Here is an 11,923-nt window from a genome sequence, read left to right as displayed (position 1 = left end):
GACCGAGCGAAGCTTCGGTCGAACGGCGTTCAGCGACGAGCGTAACTGCGATCGCGATCTGCGACCGAGAACCGGACTCGGGGGATTTACATCCCCGCTCGCCGGACACGCAACCCGACGGGCGCAATAGTTTAGGTCGCCGGACAAGTCCTTCGACGAAACAGGACCGGACGCGATCGCTTCCGACCGGCCGGTCCCTGATCGCTCGCACGGTTAACCGTTACGATCCGCAGAAGCACTACCCGCCGAACGGGCAGGACGCTTCAGCGAAGCTCGACGATTCCGTGGTCTAGAGTTCCGGCAGGGGCTCCGTGCTGCGCTGCGGGCCGCGATCGCCGCCGCCCGGACCTCGTCCGCCGCCGGGACCGCCCTGGCCGCGACCGCCGAAGCCGGCGCGAGCGGGGTCGAACTGGAACGGGTCGCCCATCAGTTCGGCGTACTTCGCCTTCTGCGTCGGGGTCAGCACGCTCAGGAGCTTCTCCTCAGCCGCCTTCGTGGCCTTCTGGACCTCGGCGCGGAGTTCTTCCTGGACTTTGGGGGCCATTTCCTTCATCTGGGTGAGCTGCTGCTCGGTCAGGCCGAGTTCCTCGGTCAGTTGCTCGTTCTGCATCAGGCCGCCCGTCTGGCCGGGGCGATTGGTCTGCATCTGGCGACCGATCTGCTTCAGCCGGGTGAGCTGCTCGGGCTTCAGGACCGTGCCGAGATCCTTTTCGAGCTTAGCCGTCTGCTCTTCGACCATTTCGCGGATCTTGGTGCGACCTTCTTCGCTGCGGAAGTCGAAGTCGCCGCCGCGGAACATTTCCCGCATGGCGTCGCGCTGGCCGTCGACGAGTTCCTCGACTTCGTCCGCTTGGGCGTCGTCGATCTTCAGCTCTTCCTTGATCTGCTCGTTCTGCAGTAGGAAGCCGATGTTGCCGCCGGGAGCTCCGCCGGGGCCGCCTCCGAAACCTCCGCCCGGCTGAGCGAGAGCCATTCCGGCCCAGAACAGGGACGTCGCGGCGGTCGATGCAATCAGAATTCGCTTCATGGGAGCCAGCCTCTCTCGAATCTTTCGGTCAGAAAGCGGGAAAAGTTCGATCGCGGGGGATCGGAGGAAACCGTCGCTAAACGCCGAACGCTCTTGGGGTTCCGTCCGCCGATTCCGTCGTTCGCGAACTCGCTGTGCGTTTAACGCCCGGAACCTGCGAAGGTTGCGGCGGTTTCCAAGAAGAGAGAAATCAGCGCCGCCCGTGGCAGTTACCCGGATCGGTGGCCGGCGTTCGCGAGAAAAACGGCTGCCGCAAGGGCTTCTCCGGCGTACGCTTAGAATGTTTTCCGCGTGCCGGAAACGCAGAGTCGCGGCTGAGTCGTCCGCTTTCGGAAGTCTAACCTATGACGGAACCCCGATTCGACTATTTTCTGCGGGGCGAAGCCATGCGCGATGAATCGGCTGACGAACGACGGACGGGGCGCTTCGTCGCGCGGGCAGGCGTTTCGGCGGCCCTCTTGATGGCGGCGTTTCTGACCCTCCCCGCCGATACGTTCGCTCAGGGCTGGAATCCGGCGGACATGCTCCGTCGGGCCGACAAAAACGGCGACGGACGTCTCGAGGAGGGAGAAGTCGACGATCGCTTCAAAGGATTCCTCGAACGGGCCGCGAACGACGCCGGCATCCGCGGCGGATTCCCCTACGACGTGAACCGCATGGTCGAGGCCATGGATCGCGCGCGTCGCGAGCGAGAAGGCGATCGCGGACGAGGCGACGATAACGACAGGGACCGCGATCGGGATCGCGACCGGAATGAAACTCCGGAGGCGGAGCCGCTCGTGCCGGGGTTCGGAGAAACGACGGATCTTCCCGCGCCGCTCTCCTTCGGCGACGGATCGGTCTTCCTGACCAAGGAACAGGCGCAGGCCCAGTACGGCACGCGTCTGGTGAGCATGGTCGACCAGATGATGGAACGCTACGACCGCGACAAGAGCGGCGCCTTGGAGCAGCGGGAGTGGGCTGACGCCCGCTGGAGTTCCCCGCCGGAGCAGTCGGACCTGAACAAGGACGGCATCCTGACGCAGTCGGAACTCTACATGCGGCTGAAGGATCGCTACAGCGGCAACGAGGAAGAAGGTAACGGCGGTAACCAGAACCCGAACGGCGCCGCCCCGGCGACCGCTCAGACGCCGACGCCGGCGGTGCTGACCAACATTCAGGCAGGCGCAGCGCCCGGGGCGCAGCCAACCCCCCGTCGCGATCCGAACGACGGTGAATACGACGGCGGCGACCGGCGCCGTCGCGGCCGTGGGGACGAACAGGAACAGGGCGGACCGCCGCGAGGCCCCATCGTCGGCGGAGCGACGCCCGGCGGCGTGATGGTCGGGGGAGGAGCGATCGTCGGGGGAGGCCCCGCCGGCGCCATTCCTCCCCGCATCGGACCTCCGGGCGGACCCGCTGCACCGGGCAGTCGGAATCAGGACGACGAAGACGAGGATTACGACGACGAAGACGAAGAGGACCGCTCGGAAGCCGACGCCAACCGCGAACGGTACGTCCGGTTCGCGGACACGATGGTCCGCAACTTCGACAAGGACAAGAACGGCACGATCGAACGAGCCGAGTGGGCGACCATGACCGGCGATCCGGCCGCGGCGGACTACAACCGCGACGGGAAGCTCACCAAGGACGAACTGGTCCAGCGTCTGGCGGAGCGATACGGCGGCGGAGCTTCCGGCTCGACCGCGTCTACGCCCTCCCGGTCGACGACCTCGTCGCTCAACAGCAACCGCAGCGGCGTCTCCAGCAAGGATGCCTACGCCGCGTCGCGGACGTACGGCGAGCAGGGAACACGCCCCGCTTACCGGTTTCTGAAGCCGGTCGAACGACTACCGTCGGGCCTGCCCGACTGGTTCCTCGAGAAGGATAAGAACGCGGACGCCCAGGTCGGAATGTACGAGTTCGCGAGCGAGTGGAGCGAAGAGGAAGTCCAGAAGTTCCAGAAGCTGGACAAGAACTCCGACGGCTTCATCTCCGCCCGGGAAGTCCAGGCCGGCGAGAGCGGAGATCAGGCGACTGAGGAAGACCGCGACGACGAATAGCGCTGAATCGAAAAGGCGAGCGGAGGGTGTAAGCCCTCCGTGTCGAACCCGACAAGTTCGATCGGCGATTCGGAGTCTCTCGTCGTGACGAAAACACGGAGGGCTTACACCCTCCGCTCGCCAGGGAAGAGAACCTAATCGTGCTTCACCCGGCTCTGCGGGTCGTCGGGCAGGTGAAGCGAATCGACGTGGACATGCACGTCGGGCCTCGCGGCGAGAAACGTCCGCCAGGCATCGGCCGAGAAATCGGCGCCGTCGACGTAGAACGATTCCACCCGCGGCATGGCGGCGATCGTCTCCAGCGAAGCGTCCGTCAGCTTCGCGTCGATGACGTGCAGATGGGCCAGGGCAGGGGACTTCGCCAGCGCCGCGATCCCGGCGTCGGTCACGTTCGGCGAACGGAGTCGCAGCAGTTCCAGCTTCGGCAGCGTCGCCAGCGAGGCGAGTCCTTCGTCGCCCAGCGTCGCGGCGTCGAGGTTCAAATTCCGCAGCGTGTCGATTCGCGCGAGCGTCTCCGCGCCTGCATCGGTGACGGCCAGATCATGCAGGTGCAGAGTCTCCAGCGAAGGGAGCTGTTCCAGCAGGGCGAGATCGGCTTCGGTTCCCTCGAACGTGCCGATCGTGATCGTCTTGAGATTGGGTAGCGCGGCGATGCGCGCCAAGTCCTCCGCCGTGACCGGTTCGCCCACGACGGCGATGCGGTCGAGCGATCCGCGGCGCACGGCCTCTTCCTGGACGCCAAGACGGGGGCGAAGATCCGACGTCCTGGCCTCGCCCGTCAGCGGATCGATCGGCTGCTCGTCCCGGTCGACCGCCGCCCAGTAGGCGGCGATCGCCGCCGCGATGATCGCCGGCAGCAGCAGGGCCTGCAGCCAGCCGCGATGACGAGTTGCAGTCGGATGCGTCCCGACGCCCGTCCTAGTTCGTTCAGATTCCATCATCCGTTCGTCAATCGTGGAAGATTCGCCGGCGAGCGAACGATGTGTGCCATGGCTGGCTTGCCCAGCCGTGCAGACCCTCGAGAACGGCCTTACCTCTTCGAACGTTCCCTTACGAACGCTCCTGAAGCGCTTACGCCATGACTCGATGGACGGCTCATCCCGCGGCGCCCACACGGCTGGGCAAGCCAGCCATGGCACACTGGTCGATCAGTCGATCGAACCGGGTTCCCGCTCCGTTCTTCATCCGGGGTACCAGATCGTGCGGGGATCGTCGGGCGAGCGAACGTAGTCGAACGCCTCGTCCGCCATTCGACGATAGTCGTACGCCGGGCGCCAGCCGAGCAGGAACTTCGCCTTGGCGTTATCGAGCCACGTCGAACGGTGCGGCGTACGAATCTCGACCGGCGTCATGCCCCGCGTCACACGCAGATGCTCCGCCAGCGCTCCGTAGTCGACCGGTTCGTCCAGGCAGACGTTCATCGTCTGACCGCGGGCCGCGGGATGTTCGAGCGCGAGCACCAGGGCGCTCGCCAGATCGTCGACGTGAACGAAGTTTCGCAGCAGCGGTTTCCCCTCCGCGTCGAATGGCAGCGGAACCGCCCGCTCCTGTACGTACCGGTCGGCGATCGCCGGGCCGACCAGATCCCGCCACCGAGGCGCGCCGAAGACGTCCTCCCCGAACGATAGCTGGTAGCGGAAGTCGTCCTTCTCCATGATCCAGGGCGCCCTCAGGCAGACGCCGTCGAACCCGTACTGGATGCGGTACTGCTCCAGCGTGACCTCTTCCAGAACCTTCGACAGGGCGTAGCAGCCGGGATAGGCGGTGTGGCCCTGGGTCTCGGTGACCGGGATCGGATGGGCATAGTGAAAGTGTCCGACCGCCGCGTCGCCGCCGACGAGGACGAATCGCGCGAACAGCGGCGAGACGCGCAGTTCCTCCAGCAGCCAGAACAGGCCCTTCACCGTGACGTCGATCACCTCGTCCGGCGTCTCCTTGCAGGTCGCCAGGTGGACGACGTGCGTCGCGCCGCTCGCGATCCGGCGAACGAAATCCCGGTCGGCCAGCGATCCCTGCAGCGACTCGACCCGATCGGCGAACTCCGGCGCCCGGCGATGACCGGTCGCACGAATGCGCCAGTGGCTGAAGCGGCGATCGGCCAGCAGTCGACTGAGGAAATGACGGCCGACCTTTCCGGTCGCTCCGGTGACGAGAAGCAGCGGGGAGGAAGACATCGAAACTTTCCATAGTCTCGGAGAAGGGCCAGACTAAGATCGTTTCGCTTCCGCTCGCTTCGGTTCGCGACGCACGATAGACCCGATCTCCTCCCACCTTCCGCCGGTCGCGAAGTACGCCTTCAGCAGGACGTCGAGGCTGATGCCCGCGACCCCGCGCTCGATGCGGCTCATGCGAGATTGGGAAAAGCCGGTGCGATCCGCGAACTCCGCCTGCGTCTCTCCGCTTGCCGCCCTGCGCTCGCGCACCGCGTTCCCGACGTCGGCTCTCGCTTTGGCCAATTCGTATTGCTCGTCGGTCGCGTCCAGGAGGGTCTGAGGCGTTCCCACAGTGAAGCCCGCGGCTACCAGTCGCTTCTTCATTTCGCGATCCATCTCGCTATCCCTTTCGACTGCGCAGATAAGTTTTCAACCTCGCCTCGCACGCTTCGAGAACGCGACGGGGCGTCTTCTGCGACTTCTTCTCGAAGATCGCCAGCACGACGACTGCCGAAGTGTCCCGGTAGTAGATGATCCGGAAAGACTGACGAACCGCTCCGTCGCTGAACCGCAACTCGGCGACTCCGGATCCTATCGACCGCATCGGCTTCGCGATCGGCGGCGCGAAGCTGACTCCGAGCGACAGTTGCCGCAGGTATTCCAGAGCCTTCGCTCGACCCGCTTCCGAGAACGGCGGAACGGAAAACTCGTCACGTGTCGCATAGACGATCGGCAGAGTACGGTTTTCGTCCTTCGCCACCGCTTCACCTTATGCCGAATAACGCATAAAATCAACTTTGGATAGTTCGCGGCCGCGAAAGTCTTCCGATGCGGCGCCCATCGAGGCGATCCATGCTGACGTACGAAGGGAAACCTGTCGCTTGTCGCTTCTTAACAATCGCCGCTAGAATACCGACGCGGAGTCGATGCGCGAGGGGAGGGTCTCGTCATCCTCTCGGGACGCATTGCACGACGCTCCAAGAATTCCGCCAAGTTCGCCCCGTATCCGCCCCGCCGGCAGATCGTCCAGAACGCCTCATGAGCGAACTTTTTCACGAGTGCGGAATCGTCGCGGTCTATCACTACAACACCGCCTCGCCGAGTCAGATCCTCGGCGAAGAGCTGCCGCCGGGCGAGGCCAGTCGCCTGATCCCGCGGATGCTGCTCGATATCCAGAACCGCGGCCAGCTCGCCGCGGGGATGACGGCCTATCGCCCGACGCAGACGAACCTGCTGGCGACGCATAAGGATCTGGGCCCGGTCAGCGAAGCGTTTCGCATGTCGCACCAGGCCAAGTACGACGCGATCATGTCGTCCGTCGTCGGCCCCGCTGCGATCGGACACGTTCGCTACGCGACGTGCGGCAAGGACGACATCAACTACGCCCAGCCGTTCGTCCGCCCGCATCTCGAAAAACGGAAGTGGTTCAGTTTCGCCTTCAACGGGCAGCTGGCGAACTACATCGATCTCCGACAGGAAGTCCTGTCCACGGCGGAACATCATCTCGCGCTCGAGTCCGACACCGAGCTGGTGATGCACTACCTGAGCCAGCAGTTCTCCGGCGACCGTCGCCCGACGCTGTTCGAGGCGATGGCCGGCGCGGCCCAGCGGTTCGACGGCGCCTACTCGATCGTCTTCCTGAACGCGAACGGGGAGATGCTCGTCGCCCGCGACCCGCTGGGGATGAAGCCGCTCTGTTATGCCGACGACGGAAAGCTGTTCGCCGCGGCCAGCGAAAGCGTCGCGCTGTTGAATCTGGGCTTCTCGAAGGACGACATCCGCTTTCTCGGCGCAGGCGAAGCGATCGTCGTGACCGAGAAGGGGAAGACGATCGAGCGTTTCGCCCCGGCAGCCCGCACGGCCCACTGCTTCTTCGAGTGGGTCTACTTCGCCAACGTCGCCAGTTCGCTCGACAACCGCAGCGTCTACCAGTCGCGGTACGCCCTGGGCCTGGAACTGGCTCGGCTGGAACTGGAACGCCCGGACTCGGTGCCGATCGACGAGGACGTGATCGTCTGCCCCGTCCCGGATACCAGCAAGGCGGCGGCGGACGCGATGGCGTTCAAGCTCGGCGTGCCCTGCCGCGAAGGTTTGATGCGGAATCGCTACTCCGGGCGGACCTTCATCGAGGGGCCCGAGGGGCGGATCAAGAAGGTCAAAAGCAAGTACACGCCCCTGCGGGAGGTGTTGGAGGACAAGGTCGTCCTGCTGGTCGAGGATTCGATCGTTCGCTCGACGACGCTGTCGGTCCTGGTCGATCGCATCAAGGAGATCGGCCGCGCGCGGGAAGTGCATGTCCGCGTGGCGTGTCCCCCCATCGTGGCGCCGTGTTATTACGGCATCGACATGTCGCGGATCCGGGAACTGTTCGCCCCCCGATTTATGGAGGGGAACGAGATGACGCCCGAGATCGAGGCGGAAATGGCTCGCAAGCTGAACGCCGATTCGCTGCGGTATCTGCCGGTCGAATCGATCGCGCGGGCGATCGGGCTTCCCGGCCATTCGCTCTGCCAGGCCTGCATCACGGGACGCTATCCCACCTCGTGCGGTCAGGAACTGTACGAACTCGACCTGAACGCGAAGGACGATTCGCAATCGGCCGAGGACAAGCGCCTGTTCGAGGTCGAAGAGACCGAAGCCCCCCGCGAACTGCTCGAAGCGTCCGCGCCGAGGACGTGAATTTCGAGGTTCGCCAGCAGAGCGACTTTTGTAGGTCAGGCATTGCCTGACGGCTACTTCGGCACGCGTCGCCGCTCGTGTGCGCCGGAGATGGGCCACCAATCGAGCAAGACCGAGTCCGCTAACCAATAGCCGTCAGGCAGCGCCTGACCTACGCGGACCGTTCGCTACGACCCTTTCTTCCTCCGCTGTCGACGACTCGCGGCGCTCCGCGATCCGATGACGAAGAAGCTGGAATCCCGCTTCTTCTTCGCATCGGATCTGCCGTGTCACGCCTGCGCGATCGGATGCTCAAGACGGCGCCGAAGCAGTCCTTCGCGCTGGGCGAGTGGGTCTCCTCCTACCTGAATTACCTGCGGAACGAGCGCCAGCTATCGGTCCACTCGCTGGCTGCGTACGAGCGGGACGTGCGACGTTTCGACGGCTGGCTCTCTGGCAGGTCGCCTGCGCATTTGGTTCTGGCCGACCTGACCGATTATGTCGTCTGGCTGGGGGAACTGGGGCTCGCTCCGCCGAGCGTGGCGCGGCATGTCGTAGCGCTCCGCGGGTTCTTCCGCTACCTGCAACTGGAAGGCGTTCTGAAGGAGAACGTCGCCGAACTGATCGGCAGCCAGCGGCTGTGGGAGCGGATCCCGAAGGTTCTTTCGCCGCAGAAGGTGGAAGCCCTGCTCGCGGCGCCCGCCCCGTACGACAGCTTTCCGCTGCGCGACAAGGCGCTGCTCGAACTGATGTACGCGACGGGCTGCCGCGCGTCGGAGACGCAGTCGCTTCGCCTGGCGGACGTCCGGCTGGCGGAGGGCTACTGCAAGTGCCGCGGGAAGGGGAACAAGGAACGGATCGTTCCGCTCGGCCGCCGGGCGGTCGAGGCTCTGACGAAGTATCTCGACGAGGAGCGGCCCGTCCTCGCCCGGCGGAACGTCGATCCACCGTGGGTCTTTCTGTCGAAGAGCGGCGCCGAGCTGCGTCGCGAGGCGATCTGGGAGCTGATCAAGAAGTACGCCGTGCGCTCGGGCGTCCCGACCAACATCAGCCCCCACACGATGCGGCACAGTTTCGCGACGCATCTCCTGGCCGGCGGCGCCGACTTGCGGCAGGTGCAGGAGCTTCTCGGCCATTCCAACATCCGCACCACGCAGATCTACACCCACGTCGACCAGACCCGCCTGCAGAAGGTCCACGCGAAGTTTCATCCGCGGGCGTAGGTGCGCGGTCTTTTGCAGCGAAATCTGTGAACATGCGATCTTTGGGTAACCTGAGTCCCTCCAGAGCTGCCTGAACAATCCAAATCCTTGCATAAAACTCCGACCGGCACCCCTTGAATAACCCATAAAATCGTTAGAATCCGTGCCGCAGGTATGGGCGGACGGATTGGGATACCGCGTCGGACCGTCGCCGCGCCCTCCTGCACCCCACCAAGGTGCAACATGAAGCGTTTGTTAGCGGGGAGTCTTCTTTTCCTCGGATGCTGGGGAGGCTCTGCCTTCGCCCAGACCGCGACGATCGAAAACCTCGGGTTCATCGATCCTACGAATCAGACGACGAGCGCACGTACCGTCTCCGATAACGGCCTGGTCGTCTCCGGTGAGTCGCACACCAACACGCCAGCAGCGAGTCGTCGTCATATCTTTCGATATACGCCGCCCGGCCCGATCCAGAACCTGGGCGCGATCGATACGGTGTCGGCTTTCGTTTGGGCCTCGGGACGCGGACTTTCGGCGGATGGGTCGATTCTCGTCGGCTACTCGGAGATCAATGCCGCCTTCAACCAGCGCGGGTTCCGACGGGACTCGAGCGGCGTGCTCACGCCGCTGACGCCTGTTGTCGGCGCCGACAGTTGGGCGAACGCCGTAAGCGACGACGGATTCACGGTCGTCGGCGTCAGCGGCGCCGGCGCGGGGGTGACCTTCATGGACGGGTACAGCGCGGCGTCCCGTGCCACCCGCTGGCAAAACGGAACTCCGGTCAATCTGGGGACGATCTCGAACGTCCTGGGCTTGAGTTTCGCGACTGCGGTCTCGCAAGACGGCTCGGTCATCGTCGGACGCTCCTTCAACGGGGCTCAAAACCACGCCTGTCGATTTATCGTCGGCCAACCGGTTGCGGACCTCGGCACGATCCAGAACATCAACGGAGCCAGCCAGGCGAATGACGTGACGCCGAACGGCGCGATCATCGTCGGCAATTCGATCTCGTTGGGGGCCTTGACGCACGCCGCCATTTTCCCGGGACCGGGAGGTCCGGCGACCGATCTCGGAACGGTAGACAACGTCGTCGGAGCGAGTTCCGCGAACTGCGTCAATAGCGACGGCACCGTCATCGGGGGTTTGTCGGTGAACAACGCCCGTCCCGGCGGGAACGCGGCGCTCTGGATCAATAACCAGCCCCGCCAGTTGTGGCATTTGCTGACGGCGGACTACGGAGTCACCCCCACGGGTTGGAATGACTTCGACGAGATTACCGACGTCTCCGCCAATGGGAGCGTTCTGGTGGGCCGCGGCACCTTGACCGGCGGCCTGGAGGGCAGCTTCCGCATCGTCCTCACGCCGAACACTCCGCCGACGGTTTCGCCGCTGACGGCGACGACCGTCGAGTGCAACGGAACGCAGAACCTCGTCACGCTTCAGACGACCGTGAGCGATCCGAACGCAGGCGATTCGCTGCAGGTCTCCTGGTTCGTCAACGGGACGAATCAACAGACGTCCACGGCCGCTCCCGGCTCGACGGTGCCCTTCACGTTCAACTACCCGGACGGGGCCAGTACGGTCACCGTCTCGGTCACCGACAACAAGTCGGCGCCCGTCACTTCGTCGACGACCGTCACCGTCGTCGATACGAAGAGCCCCATCGTCATCGTCGCCGCGGAACTGACGCGTCGAGTCGACCGTGGCGAAATCTTCGCGACCATTGCCCTGAATACGCCGAGCGTTACCGACGTCTGCGATCCGAGCCCGGTCGTCACTAACAACGCTCCCGCCAACAATCGCTACCCGATCGGAACGACGAACGTCGTCTGGACCGTCAAGGACAAGGCAGGCAACGTCGCAACCGCGACGCAGAAGATCATCGTCGAAAATCGCGCTCCGTCGGCGAACGCGGGGGCGAACATCGTCCGCGCATCGAAGAAGAAGCGAACGACCGTCCAACTGAACGGAAGCCGTTCGCGAGATCCGGACAAGCACAACCTGACTTACCAATGGAGCGCTGCGAAGACGAAGATCGCCGATCCGACGTCGGTCCGCACCAGCGGCAGATTCAAGCTCGGCGTCACCCGCGTCACGCTGACGGTCACCGACGAAGGGGGCGCCAAGTCGAGCGACACGATGATCGTCCGCATCAAGAAGGCGCGCACGGCGCGAACGAGCGCCTCGCAGGCGGACAGCGCGATCCGCACCGCCTACGCAAACGCTGCCTCCAGCGGCGGGGCAGGCGCACAGGCGGCGACCGCGGCTTACTTCCTCGGCGCGCTCGCCGGCGACGACGTCAACGTGAACGGCGACGCTTCGACCAGCGACCAACTCGATTACGCGGCTCTGCGGATTCAGCAGTCAAATCTGTCGGCTCTCGCGGCGTCACAGGCTTACGAGTCGTATCTCGCCGGCGCTGACGAGAACGCTCTCGTCGCCAGCCTGTACGCTTCCTACGCCGCCGCGGCCGCGCAGTGCGACCTCGCTTCGGAAGAGACCATCGACGTCCTCGTGAGCGAGATCGTCAAGGAGTAGCCAGCCAGTCCTCTTTTCGAGGATCTGCTTCAAGAGAAGGCCCCTGCGTCCGACGCGGGGGCCTTTTTTCATGCGAATTCGCCGATAGTCGGTCAGCGAATGGTTGATGCTTACCAGGATCAAGCTCTACTTCCTTACTCCTGCAACTCGGGATGGAGCGCTCGGAGATGAAGTCACCGCGGCTCGTGCCTCGGCGATGCTGACACCATGTAGATGTCCCGATCAGGCTCGCAAAAGTTCCGAACCCGCTCCGCATTTTCACCAAATTAACACCCGCCCATCCAAATCCCTATTTTCATTAAA

Annotated in this window: 9 protein-coding genes; 4 read left to right on the top strand and 5 right to left on the bottom strand. The window is 64.4% G+C overall.

Annotated features, from left to right (window positions below):
- Nucleotides 1-289: 289 nt before the first annotated feature.
- Nucleotides 290-1,027 carry a hypothetical protein gene (locus SH602x_RS02105; protein ID WP_479475231.1) on the bottom strand — a complete coding sequence of 246 codons (738 nt, stop codon included), beginning with the start codon at nucleotides 1,025-1,027 and terminating at the stop codon, nucleotides 290-292.
- Between the two features lie 344 nt (nucleotides 1,028-1,371).
- Here SH602x_RS02105 and SH602x_RS02100 point away from each other — a divergent pair, with 344 nt between their 5' ends.
- Entirely contained in the window at nucleotides 1,372-3,069 is a 1,698-nt protein-coding gene (locus tag SH602x_RS02100; RefSeq protein WP_479475230.1) for an EF-hand domain-containing protein, read from the top strand.
- 134 nt (nucleotides 3,070-3,203) lie between these two features.
- On the opposite strand, the gene SH602x_RS02095 is transcribed toward SH602x_RS02100, so the two are convergent.
- The 4 genes from SH602x_RS02095 to SH602x_RS02080 form a co-directional block, all read right to left on the bottom strand.
- Complete coding sequence (locus SH602x_RS02095) at nucleotides 3,204-4,007, bottom strand: leucine-rich repeat domain-containing protein (protein ID WP_479475229.1); 804 nt, start codon at nucleotides 4,005-4,007, stop codon at nucleotides 3,204-3,206.
- 243 nt (nucleotides 4,008-4,250) lie between these two features.
- Nucleotides 4,251-5,243, bottom strand: coding sequence for an NAD-dependent epimerase/dehydratase family protein (locus SH602x_RS02090; RefSeq protein ID WP_479475228.1), 993 nt, complete (start codon nucleotides 5,241-5,243; stop codon nucleotides 4,251-4,253).
- A 33-nt stretch (nucleotides 5,244-5,276) separates the two neighbouring features.
- Nucleotides 5,277-5,618, bottom strand: coding sequence for a helix-turn-helix domain-containing protein (locus SH602x_RS02085; protein ID WP_479475227.1), 342 nt, complete (start codon nucleotides 5,616-5,618; stop codon nucleotides 5,277-5,279).
- Between the two features lie 4 nt (nucleotides 5,619-5,622).
- Nucleotides 5,623-5,982, bottom strand: coding sequence for a type II toxin-antitoxin system RelE/ParE family toxin (locus SH602x_RS02080; protein WP_479475226.1), 360 nt, complete (start codon nucleotides 5,980-5,982; stop codon nucleotides 5,623-5,625).
- A 278-nt stretch (nucleotides 5,983-6,260) separates the two neighbouring features.
- Between SH602x_RS02080 and SH602x_RS02075 the strand changes: the two genes are divergently transcribed.
- From SH602x_RS02075 to SH602x_RS02065, 3 genes are all read left to right on the top strand, one after another.
- On the top strand, nucleotides 6,261-7,901 hold the full coding sequence (locus tag SH602x_RS02075; RefSeq protein WP_479475225.1) for an amidophosphoribosyltransferase: 1,641 nt from the start codon (nucleotides 6,261-6,263) through the stop codon (nucleotides 7,899-7,901).
- Nucleotides 7,902-8,167: 266 nt separating this feature from the next.
- Complete coding sequence (gene xerD, locus SH602x_RS02070; RefSeq protein ID WP_479475224.1) at nucleotides 8,168-9,103, top strand: site-specific tyrosine recombinase XerD; 936 nt, start codon at nucleotides 8,168-8,170, stop codon at nucleotides 9,101-9,103.
- Nucleotides 9,104-9,325: 222 nt separating this feature from the next.
- Nucleotides 9,326-11,620 (top strand): HYR domain-containing protein, encoded by a 2,295-nt coding sequence (locus SH602x_RS02065; RefSeq protein WP_479475223.1) that lies wholly within the window; start codon nucleotides 9,326-9,328, stop codon nucleotides 11,618-11,620.
- Nucleotides 11,621-11,923 lie beyond the last annotated feature (303 nt).

The organism is Lignipirellula cremea (assembly GCF_056501455.1).
This window is presented reverse-complemented; position numbering and strand designations above follow the sequence as displayed.